At 54.9% G+C, this 20,582-nt stretch carries 20 protein-coding genes and 1 riboswitch; of the genes, 3 read left to right on the top strand and 17 right to left on the bottom strand.

Translation table 11 applies throughout. The features are described 5' to 3' along the window. Positions 1-56: 56 nt before the first annotated feature. The 9 genes from IT893_RS16475 to coxB form a co-directional block, all read right to left on the bottom strand. Positions 57-1,544, bottom strand: a complete 1,488-nt coding sequence (locus tag IT893_RS16475; protein ID WP_197146030.1) for a carboxypeptidase M32 — start codon at positions 1,542-1,544, stop codon at positions 57-59. Positions 1,545-1,615: 71 nt separating this feature from the next. Then, entirely contained in the window at positions 1,616-2,341 is a 726-nt protein-coding gene (locus IT893_RS16480; RefSeq protein ID WP_197146031.1) for an SURF1 family protein, read from the bottom strand. Positions 2,342-2,347: 6 nt separating this feature from the next. Then, positions 2,348-2,713 (bottom strand): DUF983 domain-containing protein, encoded by a 366-nt coding sequence (locus IT893_RS16485; protein WP_197146032.1) that lies wholly within the window; start codon positions 2,711-2,713, stop codon positions 2,348-2,350. Between the two features lie 26 nt (positions 2,714-2,739). After that, entirely contained in the window at positions 2,740-3,540 is an 801-nt protein-coding gene (locus tag IT893_RS16490) for a cytochrome c oxidase subunit 3 (RefSeq protein WP_008889200.1), read from the bottom strand. 85 nt (positions 3,541-3,625) lie between these two features. Then, positions 3,626-4,216, bottom strand: a complete 591-nt coding sequence (locus tag IT893_RS16495) for a cytochrome c oxidase assembly protein (RefSeq protein WP_197146033.1) — start codon at positions 4,214-4,216, stop codon at positions 3,626-3,628. A gap of 6 nt (positions 4,217-4,222) precedes the next feature. Then, on the bottom strand, positions 4,223-4,363 hold the full coding sequence (locus IT893_RS16500; RefSeq protein WP_157097699.1) for a hypothetical protein: 141 nt from the start codon (positions 4,361-4,363) through the stop codon (positions 4,223-4,225). Further along, entirely contained in the window at positions 4,360-5,286 is a 927-nt protein-coding gene (gene cyoE / locus IT893_RS16505) for a heme o synthase (protein WP_197146034.1), read from the bottom strand. Before cyoE ends, IT893_RS16500 begins: the two co-directional genes overlap by 4 nt. A gap of 80 nt (positions 5,287-5,366) precedes the next feature. Then, the gene (gene ctaD / locus IT893_RS16510) at positions 5,367-6,950 is read right to left on the bottom strand and encodes a cytochrome c oxidase subunit I (RefSeq protein WP_197146035.1); all 1,584 of its coding nucleotides are present in this window, start codon (positions 6,948-6,950) and stop codon (positions 5,367-5,369) included. Positions 6,951-6,961: 11 nt separating this feature from the next. Further along, a complete protein-coding gene (coxB, locus tag IT893_RS16515) occupies positions 6,962-7,813 on the bottom strand; it encodes a cytochrome c oxidase subunit II (protein WP_197146036.1) in 852 nt (283 codons plus the stop codon). An 829-nt stretch (positions 7,814-8,642) separates the two neighbouring features. Between coxB and IT893_RS16520 the strand changes: the two genes are divergently transcribed. Next, complete coding sequence (locus IT893_RS16520) at positions 8,643-9,428, top strand: hypothetical protein (RefSeq protein ID WP_064779841.1); 786 nt, start codon at positions 8,643-8,645, stop codon at positions 9,426-9,428. Between the two features lie 87 nt (positions 9,429-9,515). Here IT893_RS16520 and IT893_RS16525 read toward each other — a convergent pair whose 3' ends face one another. Then, complete coding sequence (locus IT893_RS16525; protein ID WP_197146037.1) at positions 9,516-10,094, bottom strand: YqgE/AlgH family protein; 579 nt, start codon at positions 10,092-10,094, stop codon at positions 9,516-9,518. A gap of 320 nt (positions 10,095-10,414) precedes the next feature. Here IT893_RS16525 and IT893_RS16530 point away from each other — a divergent pair, with 320 nt between their 5' ends. Next, positions 10,415-12,622: a protein-disulfide reductase DsbD gene (locus IT893_RS16530; protein ID WP_197146038.1), complete on the top strand. Its 2,208-nt coding sequence runs from the start codon at positions 10,415-10,417 to the stop codon at positions 12,620-12,622. A gap of 217 nt (positions 12,623-12,839) precedes the next feature. Further along, entirely contained in the window at positions 12,840-13,319 is a 480-nt protein-coding gene (locus IT893_RS16535) for a peroxiredoxin (protein WP_197146039.1), read from the top strand. An 89-nt stretch (positions 13,320-13,408) separates the two neighbouring features. Here IT893_RS16535 and IT893_RS16540 read toward each other — a convergent pair whose 3' ends face one another. The 7 genes from IT893_RS16540 to IT893_RS16570 form a co-directional block, all read right to left on the bottom strand. After that, positions 13,409-13,813 carry a hypothetical protein gene (locus IT893_RS16540; protein ID WP_040822685.1) on the bottom strand — a complete coding sequence of 135 codons (405 nt, stop codon included), beginning with the start codon at positions 13,811-13,813 and terminating at the stop codon, positions 13,409-13,411. Positions 13,814-14,023: 210 nt separating this feature from the next. Continuing rightward, on the bottom strand, positions 14,024-14,935 hold the full coding sequence (locus IT893_RS16545) for a protein phosphatase CheZ (protein ID WP_197146040.1): 912 nt from the start codon (positions 14,933-14,935) through the stop codon (positions 14,024-14,026). 202 nt (positions 14,936-15,137) lie between these two features. Continuing rightward, a complete protein-coding gene (gene gcvPB, locus IT893_RS16550) occupies positions 15,138-16,634 on the bottom strand; it encodes an aminomethyl-transferring glycine dehydrogenase subunit GcvPB (RefSeq protein WP_197146041.1) in 1,497 nt (498 codons plus the stop codon). Further along, a complete protein-coding gene (gene gcvPA, locus IT893_RS16555) occupies positions 16,631-17,986 on the bottom strand; it encodes an aminomethyl-transferring glycine dehydrogenase subunit GcvPA (RefSeq protein WP_197146042.1) in 1,356 nt (451 codons plus the stop codon). The genes gcvPB and gcvPA overlap by 4 nt, the downstream gene beginning before the upstream one ends. A gap of 3 nt (positions 17,987-17,989) precedes the next feature. Further along, entirely contained in the window at positions 17,990-18,361 is a 372-nt protein-coding gene (gene gcvH / locus IT893_RS16560) for a glycine cleavage system protein GcvH (RefSeq protein WP_008889187.1), read from the bottom strand. A 74-nt stretch (positions 18,362-18,435) separates the two neighbouring features. Further along, positions 18,436-19,548: a glycine cleavage system aminomethyltransferase GcvT gene (gene gcvT, locus IT893_RS16565; protein ID WP_197146043.1), complete on the bottom strand. Its 1,113-nt coding sequence runs from the start codon at positions 19,546-19,548 to the stop codon at positions 18,436-18,438. A gap of 170 nt (positions 19,549-19,718) precedes the next feature. Then, positions 19,719-19,817: riboswitch (glycine riboswitch) on the bottom strand. Between the two features lie 103 nt (positions 19,818-19,920). After that, positions 19,921-20,478: a hypothetical protein gene (locus tag IT893_RS16570; protein WP_063088556.1), complete on the bottom strand. Its 558-nt coding sequence runs from the start codon at positions 20,476-20,478 to the stop codon at positions 19,921-19,923. Positions 20,479-20,582 lie beyond the last annotated feature (104 nt).

The following is a 20,582-nucleotide window of genomic DNA, read 5'->3' on the forward strand; positions in this document are numbered from 1 at the left end:
TGTATCACCGATCAATAAATCAATGCTAGCAGATTGCCGGGCCCATTCAATTGAATTTACTGGCCGTACCTATTCTCAAGATGGGTCCTGAAGGCATCCACGCCAAGGGGCTTTCCGGTCGCGGCCTCAAGGATTGCATCGGTGGATTTTCTTGAAGCCTGACTGTGAATGTTTGTGCGAAGCCAGCCCATCAACGGGGCGAAATCACCACGCGACAACGCGTTGGGTATTTCAGGGTTGGATTCCTTGGCTGCGGCAAAGATTTGCGCTGCGGCCATCGCCCCTAACGTATAGGTCGGGAAGTATCCCCACGCGCCCGATGGCCAGTGGATATCCTGCATGCAGCCATTACGGTCATCTTCGGGGACAATGCCCAGAAGTTTTTGCATCAACTCGTTCCAGGCGCCCGGCAGATCGGCAAGCTTCATATCGCCTTCGATCAGCGCACGCTCCAACCGATAGCGCAAGATCACATGCGCCGGGTAGGTCACCTCGTCGGCATCAACACGGATCAGGCCCGGCTCAACGCGGGTATAAAGGCGATGCAGGTTTGCGGCCCCCCACGCGGCATTGTCACCGCCAAAGGCTTCCTTGAATACGGGGCCGGCATAGGTCAGGAATTCTTCCGACCGGCAGGCCTGCATTTCCACCAGAAGCGACTGGCTTTCATGCATGGTCATGCCACGCGCCTTGCCCACCGGCTGGTTCTGCCAATCGGCGGGCAATCCGCGTTCATACATCGCATGGCCGGTTTCGTGCAGAACCCCCATGATGGCCGAGGTAAAATCGTTCTCGTCATAGCGCGTGGTCAAACGCACATCTTCCGGAATACCGCCACAGAACGGATGATGGGAAATGTCCAACCGTCCGTGGTCAAAATCGAAACCAACCGCCTTCATCAGATCAAGGCCAATCCGGTTTTGGGTTGCAACCGCGAACGGACCGGTTGGTTTAAGCGGCTTGTCTTCGGATTTCTGGCGTTCGATCACATCGGCGGTAAAATCGGGCAGGAAGCTTTCCAGCTCGGCAAACAGGCTATCAATCCGATCAGAACGCATCATCGGATCATACTGATCCAACAGCGCATCATATACCGAGGTACCCAATGCCTCTGCCTTGGCTTTGCCCGCCTCGATCGACAGATCAAGCACTTCCTGCAAGTGCGGCAGAAGCCCCTTGAAATCGTTGTCGGCGCGCGCCTTGCGCCATGCCACTTCACAGCGTGTTTCCGCCCGTGACATTTTCTCAACCAGATCGACTGGCACCGCCGTTCCATGAACCCATGCGCGCTTCATCTCCGCCAGATTGGCCTGCTGCCAATCGTCAAGGCGCTCACTTTCCGCACTGCTGATCAAATCGCCCAGATCCGGTGCATTGATCAGCTCGTTTTCCAGAACACTCAATGTTGCAAGCTGTTCGGAACGGGCATCTGCACCGCCATCCGGCATGATCACAGCCATATCCCAGTGCAACATCCCGCCAATACCGGACAGGACACTCATGCGGTGAAAACGGGCTTCGAGCTTTTTATACGCTTCGGTCATGGGAACTCCTGCGCGGGCAGTCTGGCTGCTGTCCGCAAAATATCAGTCAACTGGTGGCGACAAGATCAGGCTTACGCGTCTTTTTCGTCATCGCTGCTTGGGCGACGGTGATAAAGGACAAACATCACGATCAGGGTAAGTGCCAGGCTATACCAGGTGATGGCATATTCCAGATGGTTGTTGGGCAACTCAACCTTGGCCTGCCCGCCAATCGGCAATCCGCCGGGGATCGGCGTATCGTCGAGTTCGAGATAATACGGGCTTGCAAGGTCGGCACCGGTATCTTCGGCCATGTGATTGACATCGACATAGAACCATTGATTGCGGATCGCGTCATTTTCCGGCTGCGCCCAATGCTTTTCGCTTGGCAGGCGCAAAACACCTGATACCCGCACCGGGCCCTCGATCAGGCTGTCGGGGCGGGTTTCAGGTTCGCGGTAATCCTGGGGCACCCAGCCACGATTGACCAGAATGATGCGGCCATCTTCCTGTTCAAGCGGGGTGATCAACTGAAAACCGACATTGCCACGCCGGGTGCGCGCCATCAGGTATTTTTCCTGATCGTTCAGGTAACGACCTTCGGCGTAGGCTGCGCGAAATGCCATATCAGGATCAAGGATGGTATCGGTCGGCACGGCAATTGGTGGCATTTGTGCCTGCGCCTGGCGCATTTCGATCAGGTCTTTTTTCCAGAACAGTCTGTCAACCTGCCAGGAACCAAGCCCCAAAAGAATGATCAGAGACAGTCCGGCGGAAATTTTCATCGCCAGACTCGGACGCGTTTTAAGAAGTGGCATGAAGGGTCAGTCCTGTTCGGATGTCGATCGGTGGCGGTATTGCAGCGCCACCATGATGCCTTTAAGCGGCCTTAGCAAGACCAGCGTCAAACCAATGATCACCGGTCCCCACACAACCGCGTGCAGCCAGAGTGGAGGCATATAGGTCATTTCGACCCATAGCGCCATCGGCACCACCAGAAATCCGAGAATAAAGATGATGAAAACAGCCGGACCATCACCGGAATCATGGCCACGCAAATCCAGTCCGCAAACCTCGCAGGTTTCACGCACTGTCAAATAGCCCGAAAACAACTTTCCCCCACCGCAGCGGGGGCATTTGCATACCAACCCGGTACGAATGGGGGAAAGGTTTGGATAATAATCATCCATGATCTTTTATGTCACCTGACGACGGCTTATTCGCCACCCCAGATGTAAACGGCAAAGAACAGGAACAGCCAGACAACGTCAACGAAGTGCCAATACCAGGCTGCTGCCTCAAGGCCGAAATGATGATCCTGTTTGAAGCCATCTTTCATTGCGCGCACAAGGCAGACCGCCAGGAACACCGTTCCGACAAACACGTGGAAACCATGGAAACCGGTCGCCATGTAGAAGGTCGAGGAATAGATGTTGTCAGAGAAGCCAAATGCCGCGTGGCTGTATTCATATGCCTGCAGGAACAGGAAGATGACGCCAAGACCAACGGTCAGTGCCAGACCCTGAACAAGGTCCTTTTTCTTGCCTTCAAGGATGCCATGATGCGCCCAGGTCAGGGTGCAACCCGACAGCAGCAGGATCAGGGTGTTCAGGAACGGCAGATCCCACGGATCAAGCACTTCAACGCCTGCGGGCGGCCATTCGGTAACACCGGGGCTGAAAATCACAAACGCGTTGTGGAAGAATGCCCAGAAGAAGGCGACAAAAAACATCACCTCGGATGCGATGAACAGCGACATCCCGTAACGCAGGCCGATCTGAACGACCTTGTTATGATAGATGTGTGATTCGCTGATCACGTTGCTCCACCAACGGAACATCACAAACAGAATGCCTGCAATGCCGATCGCCGCCAGCCAGAAGTCAGCCGGCGCACGGTCCGAATGCATGAACATGACCATACCACCGGTGAAAAGACCGGCTGACGCCGCAGCCACCAGTGGCCACGGGCTCGGGTCTACCAGGTGGAACGGATGCTTTTGTGCATGATCACTCATTCCTTGCCCCCCTCAATCCTTACAAAAGAAACTCTAAGTTCGCTTTGTTAACCAAAGACCGTCCAGTTCACGAAACCGTGTTCTGTCAGCCTCCCTGATCTTCGTTCCCGTCATTTGCTTCCACCGATGCCTCGGATTTGAAGAAAGTGTATGACAGGGTAATCGTCTTCACGTCCTGGGTATTGATGTCGTCGGCAATCGCCGGATCGACATAGAAACTGACCGGCATGTCAACGCGCTCGCCCGGTTGAAGGGTTTGCTCGTCAAAACAGAAACATGCGATCTTGCTGAAATACTGCCCGGCTTTGAGCGGCGTCACATTATAGACAGCCTGACCGGTGATCGGCTTGACCGACATGTTTTCGGCCACGTAATGGGCCAGATTATCTTCGCCAAGACGCACCGTGATTTCACGCTGTTCGGGTTTGAACTGCCACGGCAGGCCGGAATTCACATCGGCATTGAACCGGACCTTGATGGTCTTTTCCGAGACTTCAACGCCGGTGTCTTTGCCCACCTGCGGCGTCCCGCCAAAGCCGGTGACCTGACAGAACAGTTCATAAAGCGGTACGGATGCATAGGACAGACCGATCATGCCGCCAACGACGACAACACAGCTCAGCAAAACGCGCTTGTTGCGTGCCTTGATACTATCTGTGTGTTTCTGATCAGCCATGGTTTCCTAGCTCATCTTCAAAATCGTGATCGCAAAGAACAGGACGATCAGGCTGGTCAGGATAACCAGAAAGGCCCAGTTCTTCTTTTTGCGCTTGGCATAGAACGCGTCGAGTTCCGCCTTGTTCATTTTGGGTTCCTCACTCATGCGATCAACCCGCCAAGCCAGACGTCTGCAACCATCGCCCCGAACAGGACAAACAGATACAGGATCGAATAGCCAAACATCTTGTGCGGGGCGCGTTCCTCGGCATTGCGCAGAACACGAACCGCATGACGCAGGAACCAAAGCCCGGTCAGGCCCGCGGTCACCGCGTAAAAGACACCAAGCAACCCGGTCGCGACCGGCACAAGCGTCACCGGCAACAGCAGGATGGTATAAACCAGCATCTGCTTTTTGGTCGCGGCTTCACCAGCGACCACCGGCATCATCGGCACGCCGACCTTGGCGTAATCGCCACAACGGAACAGTGCCAGCGCCCAGAAATGCGGCGGTGTCCACATAAAGATAATCATGAATAGCGCGATTGAATTGATATCAATCCCGCCGGTCACCGACGCCCAGCCGATCATCGGGGGAAAGGCCCCGGCGGCACCGCCAATGACGATATTCTGTGGTGTGCTGCGCTTAAGCCACATGGTGTAAACGAACACGTAAAACGCAATCGACACCGCAAGCAAAGCCGCAGCTGCAAAATTGATGGCAACCGCCATGACGGTTACTGAAACGATCGACAGGGCAATGCCAAGTGACAAGGCCTCGTCTGCGGGCACCCGCCCTGCCGGGATCGGTCGGTTCTGAGTGCGTTTCATGTGGATATCGATATCGCGATCATACCACATGTTAATCGATGCAGCCGCACCACTGGCAACGGCAATACAGGCGATTGCGACGAGTCCAAGGAACGGATGAATGGAGCCCGGGGCAATCAACAGACCAACAGCACCGGTGAAAACCACAAGGGTCATCACGCCCGGCTTAAGCAATGCGATATAGTCGCGCACATCGGAAACCGGCAGCGATACTGCGTTTTCGAGTGCGATGGTCTGGTTGGCAGCCTGCTTGGTCATTTGAACTCTGGTCTTCTCTTTCGGGGCGGTAGGATGTCCCCCGCAAACCGGGGTCTGCGGGGGACTTAAACCAGGATCACTTACTTGATACGCGGCAGTTCGTCAAAGGTATGGAACGGCGGCGGAGAGCTCACAGTCCATTCCAGCGTATCGGCACCTTCACCATACGGATTTGCTTCGGCCTTCTTGCCACGGATGAAGGCATGCGCCACCACACCGAGGAAGAAGATGGTCGCGGCAAACGAGATGTAAGCGCCATAAGACGAAACCATGTTCCAGCCTGCAAACGCATCCGGGTAGTCGGCATAGCGACGGGGCATGCCAGCAAGACCCAGGAAGTGCTGCGGGAAGAACGTCAGGTTAACGCCGATGAAGAACAGCCAGAAGTGGATCTTCGCACCGAGATCGGAAATCTCGTAGCCCGACATTTTGCTGAACCAGTAATAGAAGCCAGCAAAGATCGAGAAGACCGCACCAAGCGACAGCACGTAGTGGAAGTGCGCCACAACAAAGTAGGTGTCATGCAGTGGCAGATCCATGCCCGAGTTCGCCAGCATCACACCTGTCACACCGCCCACAGTGAACAGGAAGATGAAGCCGATCGCCCAAAGCATCGGAGCGCGAAGCGAGATCGAGCCGCCCCACATGGTCGCAATCCACGAAAAGATCTTAACCCCGGTCGGCACCGCAATCACCATCGTTGCCGCGGTGAAGTATGCACGGGTGTCAACATCCATGCCGACCGTGTACATGTGGTGCGCCCACACGATAAAGCCGACAACACCGATCGCCACCATCGCATAGGCCATCCCGAGATAACCGAAGACCGGCTTGCGCGAGAAGGTCGAGATGATGTGACTGATGATGCCAAAGCCCGGCAGGATCATGATGTACACTTCCGGGTGACCGAAGAACCAGAACAGGTGCTGATACAGGATCGGGTCACCACCGCCGGCCGGATTGAAGAAGTCCGTGCCAAAGTTACGGTCGGTCAGAAGCATGGTGATCGCGCCACCAAGAACCGGCACCGCCAGCAGAAGCAGGAAGGCTGTCACCAGCATCGACCATGCAAACAGCGGCATCTTGTGCAGGGTCATGCCCGGCGCACGCATGTTGAAAATGGTGGTGATGAAGTTCACCGCACCAAGGATCGAGCTGGCACCGGCAAGGTGCAGCGCAAAGATCGCAAGGTCAACCGACGCATCCGGATGCCCCAGCACGCCCGAAAGCGGCGGGTAAACCGTCCAGCCGGTGCCTGCACCACTGCCGACCACTGCTGAAAGCATCAGCAGGATAAAGGCCGGAACAATCAGCCAGAACGAAATGTTGTTCAAACGCGGGAACGCCATATCCGGCGCGCCAATCATGATCGGAACGAACCAGTTGCCGAAACCGCCAATCATGGCCGGCATGACAACAAAGAACACCATGATCATGCCGTGTGCGGTCACGAGCACGTTGAAGAAATGGTGATCTTCAATGATCTGCGTTCCCGGCTGAGCCAGTTCCATACGGAACCAGACCGAGAATGCGCCACCGATCAAGCCGGCGATCACAGAGAAGATAAGATAAAGCGTCCCGATATCCTTGTGGTTGGTCGACAGGAACCAACGGGCAAAGAAGCCGGGGGTATGATCGTGATCATGTGTGTCAGCGTGAGCCATCAATCTCTCCCTCACTCTGCCGATGCCACTGATACCGCAGACGGCAAATCAGCAGATGCGAACTGTTCTTGGGCCTTGGCTACCCAGGCCTCGTATTCTTCCATCGTAACAGCTTTGACAGCGATCGGCATATAGGCGTGGTTTACGCCGCAAAGCTCGGAACACTGACCATAGAATGTCGTACCGGCATACTCGCCTGGAATGCGGGTCCAGGTTTCGTTCAGTCGGCCAGGAACGGCATCAAGCTTGATGAACAGCGATGGCATGGCCCAGTTATGGATCACGTCGTCAGAAGTCATGATCAGGCGGATATTCTGATCCACCGGCAAGACGACCGGATTATCCACATCCAGAAGGCGGTTCATGCCCTCGGCAACAGCGGTTTCTTCATCGATCATCAAAGAATCAAAGGTGAAGTTTCCGTTGTCCGGATATTCGTAGGTCCAGTACCACTGCTTGCCAATGATCTTGAGCGTAAGATCGGCATCCTCAACGCGGTCTGCAAAATACAGAAGGCGGAAAGACGGGATCGCGATAACAAGGAGGATCAGTACCGGAACAACCGTCCAGACCACTTCAAGAAGGGTATGGTGGGTCGTTTTCGACGGCACAGGATTGCGTTTCGCACTGAAGCGGAAAAGCACATACAGCAGCAAAAACAAAACGATCACGGTAATGATCGTCATCAACCAGATCAGTAGATTAAAGAATTTCTGGCCTTCAACAGCCACCGGTGAAACCGGGTCCTGCAGCCCAAGCTGCCACGGCTCGGGCTGACCAACGGCAGCAATCGCTGCACTGTCTAACCCGGTAAGTACCGCCAATCCCAACAACAGAATGGGAAATAGCTTCTTGATCGACATGCGAATCTGCCCCCTCGCATTACATCTCAAGGCGATATGCCTCACTCTTCCCCACCCCCGTGTGCTTTTGTTGACCCGGCGTCATGTGCCCTGCGGGGGACATTTCACCGCTTCAACCAAAGATTAAAAATCAACGGGCCGGAGCATTTCCTCTGACATATCTTATTCTTAAATAGCCTGCACATGAAAGTACATTGGTAACGCAGGCAAATAGCGTATCTTCGACACCTGTTCCAGAAAAAACCTCGCTGCGTTGCACAAAAAATGTATTTGATAATCCATCAAATTAGCGCAGTGGTTTTGGCTGAAATCGTTCTAAACACCCACCCTTGGATAGAAAAACCGCCATTCCGCATGGCCGATTTTCACCTTCCCAACGAATGCTGCTTTGCAATATATGCGCAAAACTCGTTAGAATCACTTCAACCAATGGCTAAAGCCGTTTCTTTTCAAATCCTACGCGATCCGCACATTACCGGATCAACACGACGTTACGTCATCCTGACAGCGTCCTGATCCGGGCTGATTTTTCGCAACAGACCGCTCCAGGATCGATTTTGCCAACGATTCGGACACGGGCTTGACGCAAGCCGTAAAAAGCCAAATGCAAAAATACTGTCCGAACCCTTTAATTGAGCGGACTTTTCCCCAATATCACGGATAGAAATTCGGTTGGATATATCAGCTTTGCGGACTATTCTACCAAAACGTATGCATTCCCGATGTTCCGTGCACCGCAACCAGCCAGGTTGCTGCCCGATGCAGACGGTTCAAAGACAGAGGTTCGTCTATGGCACGCTCAGGAAGTAAAAGACTATTTACCGCGGAAATGCGGTTGCTCAACAAACTCGAAACCATGAGCGACATGGTCGCCTTGCCGACCGACATGCCGACTGATGCGAATGGCTCTGTCGGCGGGGCCGACATTTCGAGCCTGCATACCGCGATTGAGGATCTCAAGCTTGAACTGCTTACCGACATCCGCGTGATGATCGAGGAGCAGAAAAAGGCGAACAAGGCAATCGACCCGGAAGACGACGAACAGGCCGACGCCCGCAATGAGCTGCGTCTGGTCAAAAACGAAGTTCGCGCCCTTGCCAATTCCATTCAGGAAACAAAACGCGAAATCGCGGCCCTTTATACCGCGCCCGAAGATGACAGCGGCACGCGTCTTAATATCGTAAAGGGTGAACTTGATTCCGTCGTCGCCGCCACCGAGGATGCGACTGCCAACATCCTTGAAACCGTCGAAAAGATTGACGCGGTTGCCCACAATATTCGGTCCGCCGCCCCGGATGACTACACGCAAGGGCTGGCCGATGACATTGTCGAACTGGTGGTGAAAGTCTTTGAATCCTGTAACTTCCAGGATCTGACCGGGCAGCGGATTACCAAAGTCGTCAATACCATGAAGTATATCGAGGAACGCGTGAACCGCGTGATCGAAATCTGGGGTGAGGATGACTTTGGCGACTTTGATCTGCCGCCAGATCCCAAAGGCCTCGACAACCTGGACAAAACCGTCACCAAGGCACCGCAGAATGCCAATCGCGTGTCCCAGGATGAAGTCGACCAGATCTTCTCACAGGAAGAAATCGACGCCCTGTTTGATTGATCGATCACGACGCTACGAAATGCAAAAGCCTGCCAATCTGGCAGGCTTTTCTTATGGCGGGTTCCTCGGGTTTCAGCACAGAACGCCTTAAGCGTGTCCGGCTTCCCCCGAAAGCAGTTCCGGCGCAAAGCCAAGCCGTGAAAACGCCTGTTCCCACTTGTCTTCGCAATCGGTATCAAACAGCAGATCCGCATCGGCATCGACATGAAGCCAGCCATTGGCAAGGATTTCACTTTCAAGCTGACCGCTGCGCCAGCCGGCATAACCAAGGGCAAGGATGCGGTTTTGCGGACCTTCGCCGACGGCAATCTGTTCAAGAATATCAACCGTCGCTGTCACCGACACGCCACGATCAACATGAAGGGTCGCCTCGTTCGAGAAATCGGTCGAGTGCAGAACAAAGCCACGGCTGCTTTCAACCGGTCCACCGAAATGGACCTGAATGTCTTCGATGGTCGGTGCCGGGCGTGCAATGCCAAGCTGTTCAAGCAATTCCGGGAAAGTGATGCTGTCGATCAGGCGGTTGATCACCAGCCCCATCGCACCGTCTTTGTTATGCGCACAGATATAGACCACACTTTGCGAAAAGCGCGGATCACGCATGCCCGGCATCGCTACCAACAGCTTGCCGCCGAGATAATCACCCGTGCCTATACCTTCTGCCATGTCGCAACTCTCTTTATCCTGTTTCACAGAGCCTAGCGCGAATACCTGCCCATTTCCATCAAGAACCCGGAAAACCGTGTTTTTTGTCGTTTGACATTCCGGATTCCCATATACCTCATGTAGGTAGGAACGCACTGCCATGGCAATGGATCCATCTCGTTTTGCGTTGGATCAGGACAAGCCCCTGCCTGCATGTGCTAGTGATAGGGCGTTCACACAGTCGTGGCTTGATTTGAACGGGGACTGGAATTACGCCTCTTCTGTGCCACAAGTTTGGCCAACACTGCGCAAATCGGTTTTTCGTGCTTAAGGAACAACACGTGCTCCGCCACCTTATCACCCGCTTGGCTCTTTTGATTGCCATCTGCCTTTCATCCATCGGTGCAAGTTCTGCTGCACTGGCGGCATCGGATATGGCAACCGACTGGGTCGATGAGGACTTCACATCAGTCCGCCTGATCAGTGCGCAAACCGAAACCGGTGGCAAACAGACACTCCGTCTTGGTCTTGAATACGAACTGCAACCCGACTGGAAGATTTATTGGCGCAGCGCAGGCGATGCCGGTTTCCCGCCGCAACTTGACTGGACCGGTTCCGAAAATGTCGGCGACGCAAACATCCTTTGGCCGGCCCCTTACCGCTTTTCGATCTTTGGCCTCGAAACATTCGGCTACAAGGATCACATCATTCTGCCGATTGATGTTGCGATCCCCGATCCGGCCCAGCCGGTCGCGATTCGCCTTGATGTCGATTATCTGGTGTGCAGCGACATCTGCATTCCGGCAAATGCCAGCTTTAATCTTGATGTCCCGGCAGGCGCGTCCGCAGGTGCAGGCACCTCGATCGCCAGCAATCACGCCCACCAGATCGAAAAATTTGTTTCCAAGGTGCCGCTGCGTGGCACCGGCCTTCCCATCGAAGTCACCAGCGTTTCCAGCATCAGTCAGGGCGATGCGCACAGCCTGCGTCTGGGTGTTCGCGGCCTTGATGATGCCGGGGTCGACATTGATGACATCCTGATTGAAAGCGACCTGCGTGCGGGTTTCGGTCTGCCCGAACCGCAAACGACCGCGACGGGCAGCAACGAGGATATTCAGTATTTCGATCTGACCGTCATGGGCTTGGCCGAAGACCAGACACTGAAAGATCAGCCGGTCACCGTCACCGTCATCGCCGGTCCGCTTTCTGTTGAGCAAAACCTTGTTGTCGGTAATGGCAAAGCCGCCATAAGCACAGCATCCAGTGCGGGCGCAACGGCGGGCATGAGTTTCGCGATGATCGGATTGTTTGCCCTGCTTGGCGGCCTGATCCTGAATGTCATGCCCTGTGTGTTGCCGGTCCTGTCGATCAAGGTCATGTCAGCCCTTAAAGCCCGCGAACAGGACATCAATCGGGTGCGCATCGGTTTCCTTGCCAGTGCGGCCGGGATCATCACATCCTTCTGGGTGATTGCCGCTGTTCTGGTCGGCATCAAACTGGCCGGGGGCACCATTGGCTGGGGCATTCAGTTCCAGCAACCTCTGTTCCTGACGGTTATGACGATCATACTCGCCCTGTTTGCGCTGAATATGTGGGGGCTGTTTGAAATTTCCGGCCCGGATCAGCTTGGCAACGCGGCAAATGACGCCATCACACGCAGCGAAAGCCACGGCCACCATATCAGCAGCAACTTCCTGACCGGTATGTTTGCCACCTTGTTGGCAACCCCCTGCTCTGCCCCGTTCCTTGGCACGGCGGTTGGTTTTGCACTGGCGGGCAGTGTGTTTGATATCTTCTGCATATTCACCTTGCTGGGGATCGGCTTGGCCCTGCCGTATTTTGCCATCGCCATCCAGCCGCGTGTCGCCCATATCCTGCCCAAACCCGGACGCTGGATGAATGGTGTCAAAGTTGTTCTGGGTCTGGCCCTGATCGGCACGGCGATCTGGCTTCTGGGTATTCTGTCGGTCCAGATCGGCATGGGTGGTGCGATTGCTGTCGGGCTTGGTTTGATTTTGGGCGGTGTCTTTATCTGGGCCCGCAAACGCACATCAAACCTGCGTCCACGCTTTGCCTTTACGTCACTGGCCGTGTTGGGCTTCCTTGTTGCACTGTTTGCGCCCGGCTTTTCACAACCGCCGTCGTCGCCGCGCGCATCATCGGACAATGGCACACTTGTCTGGCAGGCGTTTGCACCTGAAACCATTGATGGTTTGGTTGCCGATGGAAAAACGGTCGTGATCGATGTTACCGCCGAATGGTGTGTGACCTGTCAGGTCAACAAAAAGCTGGTTCTCGAAAAACCCGACGTCCGAAATGCATTGATGCAGGATGATGTGGTTCTGATGCAGGCCGACTGGACCCGCCCGGATCAAAAGATTGCCGACTACCTTGCCTCTTATGGCCGGTTTGGCATCCCGTTCAATGCGGTATTTGGTCCGGGGGCACCGGATGGCATCCTGCTTTCAGAATTGCTCGGTGTGGACGAGGTTCTTGGTGCGCTTGAAGATGCAAACGGTTCGGCAAGCCTTGCCAGTTCCGCAAAGTGATCACATCTGATTGAGAACGCGTAGTGATTTGGCGCCGGTCAGCAGGCAGGCGCTAAGGCACACACAGGCCCAAAATTGCTGCCAATTGAAGTCAGGCAGATGAAACCTGTTAAAAACTCTGCGTGAAAGCATTGAATGCCAAGCAGATTTGGTGTTTGATTCCGGCATGCGATCCAGCGCGCAGTCAACGGGATTGCGCCAAATAACGGAGATACCCATGACCATTTCAGTCGGTTCCGAACTCCCGGAAGTTACCCTTTTCCGCGCAACCAGCGACGGTCCGGAAGCCGTCAATTCCAAGGAATTCTTCGCAGGTCGCAAAGTTGTCCTGTTTGCCGTACCGGGCGCCTTTACCCCGACCTGCTCGGCCAAACACCTTCCGGGCTTTGTTGCCAAATCCGATGAGATCAAAGCCAAAGGTGTCGATGAGATTGCCTGCCTTGCATCAAACGATGCCTTTGTCCTTCAGGCATGGGCCGATGCGGAAAAGGCCAACGACGTCACCATGCTTTCGGACGGGGATCTGGCGTTTGTCGACGCAACCGGGCTTGGACTTGATCTGACCGGCCGCGGCCTTGGCAAGCGTGCCAACCGTTTCGCCATGATTGTCGAAGACGGCAAAGTCACCGACATTGCCATCGAAGAACCGGGCGCGTTTGAAGTTTCAAGTGCCGAAGCTGTTCTGAAAAAGCTTTAAAACCGGAAACTTTCCCGGAACAAGCGCTTAAAGCTCCGCAATCATTTGCGGAGCTTTTTGCTTTGAATGTAGGGAATATTATTGCCTGATCAGCGCGGAAGCAGAACCGGTATCGGGTCTTCCTTGCTGTCATAATCGCATTCAAAGGTCGGGTTGGTGTGCTTGGCAATGAAATGCACAACACCTTCCCGGAAACTGTCTTTGATCGGTGACCAGCTCATATAGACCCCGCCACGGGTGTCATATTCGCGAATATCCGGATCTCGCATCAGTTCAGAAAAACTGTGTCCAAGATCTTCTGTTGCACCAGCCACCAGCCAAGACGGCTTCAGGCCACCATGCCACAGCAAGTAAACGCCACCGACCCCATCCAGGCTAAGCTCTGAAATATCGTCGATCATGAACAGGCGGTAGTACTCCCCACGTGGGCTTTTTCGCCATTTTATATCTTGTGCCTTTGGCTGGCGAATAGCACCGAGAGACCAAAATCCCATATTAACCTCCAAGCACGCCAAAACGCGTGCAACCGTATGTCACACGCATCCCAACATAGCTTCTTATTCTTATAGGTAAGAACTTACCTTACATATGTAAACTTTTGATTGACAAAAGACTGGGCGAAAACGCCCGAGGCGCTCTTTGCCAAGAAGATATAGCTCACGCTACTACCTTAAATCACAGCACAAAACCAAGCATTTTTCGAATTATTCGAACAACTTGTCGATATCGTCCTGACTGATGCCTTCCCCTTCGAGCTGCGGACCATTCAGAAGATCTGCATCCTCGGGCCGTGATTCTTCCTCGACCTCAGGAACCGGCAGTTCGGCAAACGCATCTTCACCCCAGATCGAGATCATGTTGTGGACGCGCTCTTCAACGAACTCAAGCGTGCTGACCACCTTGTTGATGCGCTGGCCGGTAATGTCCTGGAAGTTACAGGCTTCAAAGATCTTGGTCACGATGAAGGCAATCTGTTCGACGTGATCGGCGACAAAATCGCTCGGCGCCGAGTTTTTAAGCGTCATCGTCAGATCGTCAATCTGCTCGGCGGATTCCAGAATGGTGTGGGTCGCCATTTCGGTATCTTTGACGATGGCATCAAGTTCCGAGGTCGCACTTACCAATCGGTCATCCTGTGCCTTTGGATGGCGCAGCGACGCAATCTGAACCTTGGCACGGTGGATGTGCTCGTTCATTTCCGCGATCTGGGTGCGGATCAGTTCCAGATCGTCACGATCGGGCTCTGCCGCACCCGGGCGATTGGAGTGACTTGGGTTACTTGAAACCGGTTCGGGCAATTCATCCATCGGCGCATCGTTTGATGCAAACGGGGCGGCGACATCACTGGCCGGAACACCACCGGCTGCCACCGCCTGACGCAGTTGTGAAACTTCACCACGCAGGGCTCTGATTTCATCAAGAACAGCCTGGGTAATACCGGATGTTTCCGGGGCACTCGTCGCTGCCGGCAAGGATGCCTGCATCGGTTCCCCTGCCCCCATGCCGCTTTCCAGCGTCGGGTCAAAAAAGGAGTCAGACCAATCCTCAACAACACCACCGGTGCGTTCTTTAAGACGACGTTCGGCAGTGAATACTTTTTGCACGCGACGAGACATAACTGACTTTAACCCTCCGGAACGGACATGCGTCCGATCACTAAATCCCCAAACGCACCTTTTTGACGGCGTTCATTACTATTACGGCAAGTATAAGGGTGCAGATTGCGACAAGTCCAATGGGTTTCAAGTCCAAGTCTTTGAAAAAGAACACCCCGGCCAAAAGACCGGGGTGCTCCAAAAGGTCAGGTTGCGTTGGTTATCAAGCTGTTTCAGGCTTCCAGCGCAAAACCGGCTTACGGGCAGCCGCCGTTTCATCAAGGCGTCTGCGCGGGGTCAGGTACGGTGCATTCTTGAAGAATTCTGCATCGCCCGACTCGGCCTTGGCCACAAGCGACAGAATCGCATCACAGAACTGATCGATCGATTCCTTGGTTTCGGTCTCGGTCGGTTCGATCAGCAACGCCCCATGAACCACCAGCGGGAAATACATCGTCATCGGGTGGAACCCTTCGTCGATGATTGCCTTGGCCAGATCCAGCGTCGAAACACCGGTATCTTTCAGGAAGCCGTCGTCAAACAGGGCTTCATGCATGCAATAGCCCGGGAAGGCCACACTGAGCTTGTCCTTAAGACGCGCCAGCAAATAGTTGGCATTCAGAACCGCATCACCCGATGCCTGACGCAGGCCATCTGCACCATGGCTTTTCATATAGGTCAGGGCACGAATGAACATCCCCATCTGACCATGGAAGCCCTTCAGACGGCCAAACGGCTTCATGCCGTCTTCTTCGTCTGCGGTTTCGACCAGATGGAAACCCTCACCCTTTTTCACGACATACGGGATCGGGGCAAACGGTGCCAGTGCCTCGGAAAAGACAACGGGTCCTGAACCCGGTCCACCGCCGCCATGCGGGGTCGAGAACGTCTTGTGCAGGTTGATATGCATGGCATCAATGCCAAGGTCTGCCGGGCGCACCCGACCGACAATGGCGTTGAAGTTCGCACCATCACAATAGAAGTAACCACCCGCTTCATGCACCAGATCGGCAATCTTGCGCACATCGCGTTCAAACAGACCGCAGGTGTTCGGGTTGGTCAGCATGATGCCAGCCACATCGTCGCCAAGCTTGGCTTCAAACGCCGCCAGATCAACCCGGCCATCTTCGGTCGCCGGGATCGAATCAACTGTAAAGCCACAGGCGGCTGCGGTTGCCGGGTTGGTCCCGTGGGCTGATTCCGGCACCAGAACACGACGACGGTTTTCACCGCGTGCATCAAGGGCCGCGCGAATGGCCATCATGCCGCAAAGCTCGCCCTGCGCACCCGCTGCCGGGGACATGGAAACCGCCGGCATGCCGGTCAGGACTAGAAGCCAATGCGCACACTGATCAATCAGTTCCAGCGCACCCTGAACGGTGCTTTCGGGCTGCATCGGATGCAGATCGGCAAGACCGGGCAGACGGGCGACTTTTTCGTTCAGGCGCGGGTTATGCTTCATCGTACACGAACCAAGCGGGAAGAAACCGGCATCAATGCCGTAGTTCTTTTGCGACAGGCGCGTGAAGTGACGCACGACTTGCGGCTCCGAAAGCCCCGGAAGACCAACGTCGCTATCACGGTCAAGACCGCCAAGGCGCGATTTGGTGCCCTTTGGTTCCGGCAAATCAACGCCGGTTCGGCCGGGCTGGCCCTGCTCGAAAATCAGCTGTTCTTCAAGAACAAGTCCACGGTTGCCGGTATGGGTTGTAAAGGTCATGCCAGCGCCTCCTTCAATGCGGACGCAAGGGCCGCGATATCCTCGTCCGTGTTGGTTTCGGTGACCGCAACCAACAGGTAGTTATCCAGATCCGAACGGTTCGGATACAGGCGCGACAGCGGCACACCGGCAAGGACGCCCTTGGCAACCAGTGCTTCAACCACTTCGGCGGCCGGCTTGGAAAGCTTCACGGTGAATTCGTTAAAGAAGCTGTCATTGACCACAGATGCGCCTTCAACGGCGTCAATCGCATCGGCTGCCTTGCAGGCATTTTCATGGTTCAAAGTCGCCAGACGGCGATAACCATCTTCACCCAGCAGGCTCATATGCACCGTAAAGGCCAACGAACACAGGCCCGAGTTGGTGCAGATGTTCGAGGTCGCCTTTTCACGGCGGATATGCTGTTCGCGGGTCGACAGCGTCAGAACAAAGCCACGTTTGCCGTCCTGATCGACCGTTTCACCACACAGGCGGCCCGGCATCTGACGCACGAGCTTTTGCGTGGTGGCAAACAGGCCAACATACGGCCCACCATAATTCAGCGCATTACCGATCGACTGGCCTTCGCCGCAAACGATGTCTGCGCCAAAGCTGCCCGGTGATTTCACTGCACCAAACACCACCGCCTCGGTAAAGACCACCACCAGAAGCGCACCCTTGGCATGGCAAAGATCGGCCAACTGGGTGTGATCCTGAATGCGGCCAAAGACGTCCGGGTACTGCACCACAACGCAAGCCGTCTGATCATCAATCAGATCGTTGAGTTCTTCGGCAGTTGCCTGATGTTCCGGATGCCCATCACGTCCGGCAACTTCGGTGTCGCTATACTGGCAATAGGTTTCGGTCACTTCGCGGTAATGCGGATGCAAACCACCCGAAAGAACTGCCTTCTTGCGACGGGTCGCACGGCAGGCCATCAGCACCGCTTCGGCACAGGATGTCGCACCATCCCACATCGACGCGTTGGCAACATCCATCCCGGTGATCGAGGCAACCTGGGTCTGGAATTCAAACAGGTATTGCAACGTGCCTTGCGCGATTTCCGGCTGATACGGGGTATAGGCGGTCAGAAACTCACCGCGCTGGATCACGTAATCAACCGTCGCCGGAACATGGTGGCGATAGGCACCGGCACCCAGGAAACTGGGCACGCTTGATGCGCCCATGTTTTTGGCGGCCAAGGCCATCATATCGCGTTCGACCTGCATTTCGCCAAGGTGGGATGGCAAATCAACAGGTGCATCAAGCAACGCGCCGTCCGGCACATCACAGTAAAGTTCATCAACCGATGATGCCCCGATGGTATCAAGCATCGCAGCACGATCAGCGCGTGTCAGTGGGAGATAACGCATGTTTTAAAGGCCTTCGACGAAGTCTTTGTAGGCAGCTTCATCCATCAGCTCATCAAGCTGGGATTCATCGGTCAGTGTCATTCTAAAGAACCAGCCATCCGATTCCGGGGCTTCATTGACCAGTGCAGGATTGTCATCGAGCTCTTCGTTAACCTCGACAATTTCACCATCGAGCGGGGCGTAAACGTCGCTGGCGGCCTTGACCGATTCAACAACTGCGGCGTCGCCATCCTTGGTCAGTTTCTTGCCAACTTCCGGCAGCTCGACATAGACGATATCGCCCAGCGACTGCTGCGCGTAATCGGTAATGCCAACGGTTGCCACACCGTCTTCAAGCTCGATCCATTCATGTTCCTGCGAAAATTTCTTAGTCATCTTCCATTGTCCCTGTTGATCAATTCAGTGCCAATGCAGCGTAGCGCCGCTCTCTCTATGATAAATTCTGGTTCTCAACCGCGGAAATAACGATGCGGCGCGAACGGAAGTTCGACCACCTCGGCCGGGCGCGCCTTGCCACGCACCATAAGATCGACCTTGGTACCCGGTTCGGCAAATTCAATTGCGACATACCCCATGGCAATCGGGCCATCGACGGTCGGGCCAAACCCGCCCGATGTAATCTCGCCGATTTCTTCGCCATCCGCGTTCAAAATCTGGGTGTGTTCGCGTGCAGGTGCCTTGCCTTCGGGCTTGATGCCGACACGTTTGCGATCCGCACCGTGTTCAAGCTGATCAAGGATCACATCCGCGCCCTTGAAACCACCCTCGGCCCGGCGACGTTTATTAATGATCCAGTTCAGATCCCCTTCAACCGGGGTCGTGGTGGTATCAATGTCGTTACCATACAGGCAAAGACCTGCTTCGAGGCGCAGTGAATCACGTGCACCAAGGCCAATCGCCTCGACCTCTTCCTCGGCCAACAGCTTGCGTGCAAGCGCCTCGGCATCGGCGTTGGGTACAGATATCTCAAAGCCGTCTTCGCCAGTGTAACCCGAACGGGTGACAAAGCACGGACTGCCAGCGATGTCGACTTCGGCAAAGCTCATGAATTTCAGATCGGCAACCGATGGTGCAAAGCGTGCCAGAACCTTGGCCGCGTCCGGGCCCTGAAGCGCCAGAAGCGCGCGGTCATCGATTTCTTCAAGCGATACACCATCGCCAAGGTTGGCACGCATGTGAACGATATCATCGTCCTTGCAGGCCGCATTGATCACCAGAAACAGGCTGTCACCCGCATTGGTAATCATCAGATCATCAAGGATCGTGCCGTCGTCCTGGGTAAACGCGGAATAGCGGGTGCGACCGGGTTTGAGGATGGCGATATCACCGGGCACAAGCTTTTCAAGCTCCGCCACGCGGTTCTCGCCGGTCAAACGCACCTGCCCCATATGGGACACATCAAACAGGCCTGCCTTCGCACGGGTATGAAGATGTTCGCCCTTCACACCAAGCGGATATTGCACAGGCATGGCATAGCCAGCGAACGGCACCATTTTGGCACCGAGTTCCACATGCAAATCATAAAGGGCAGTTTTTAGAAGTTCGGATTCTTGATCCGCCATCAGGTTCTCCAGGACAATCGTTGCGAAATATAGCCGACCAGTGGCCAACCACATTCCCCCTCTGTCTTTGGAGCCTGAAAGAATCACATCCGGGGTAGGAAGCCGGTCTGCTTACATCTTCGGCGAGGTGTTCCTGATCAGAAATTCAGGTCACCTGCTTTCCAGAGTCCCATCTCCACGCGGTCCTGTTGCCTGAGAGTTTCCGGGGTGGTTGCTCCTTCGGCGTCCGCTCATCCGATAAGGACTGCGGCCTCTCCCACGTGCATCATTTGGGTATGTTTCTGTTATACGGGTTTCCGCGCAAACCGACCAGCCCCTATTTTTCGGGCACGATCGGCCTGCCGCGTCTCAGATGACCAAACCCGAATAAAATCAATCGGTTCCGAAGCGGCGATTATACTCAAGTTGGTCCGCGCTCAGCTGGAAACCAAGATAGATTTCGTAATCCGGACCGGTCCAGACATCGTCCAGCGGCACCGACAGGGTCACCTGTTCGTCCCGGATGCGTGCCATGTTCAGATTGTCGGCAAACGCCATATTAACGTCAAACACCGACTTCTGAATGAAGGTGCCGTTCGGGTCGCGCAGGGCGACGAAATATTTAAATTGAACGTTGCGGTTCTGGGCTGCCGGTCCAAGCTCGGCGGTAATGATCGGGCTGATGATGACATCAAGTTCCTTGTCATCAAGGTCATAGCCGCAATCACCGAGGTATCCGGTAAATTCGGCTTCGACGATCACATCGGTCAGGTCACGGCCAGCACCACTGAACTGGACAAGTTTTGCCGTATCCTTTGGCAGATAGGCCGCCGGACAAACCGGGACCGGCTGTTCTTCGAACGGGTTGCCACCGCCGCATGCGCTTAGCAATCCACCAAGCGAGACCATACCCAATGCATAAACGCGCCGAAGTCCGTTACCGATTGTCATCCAAGCCTCTATCAAACCAAATGTTTTCGGGCCGCATCGCGACGACCGGCCCGCGCGCAGTCTATTCTGTCGCGGATGTCGGCACAACCCGCTTCAAAGGCCTT

The sequence above is a fragment of the Thalassospira sp. A40-3 genome, assembly GCF_015871485.1.
Taxonomy (GTDB): domain Bacteria; phylum Pseudomonadota; class Alphaproteobacteria; order Rhodospirillales; family Thalassospiraceae; genus Thalassospira; species Thalassospira tepidiphila.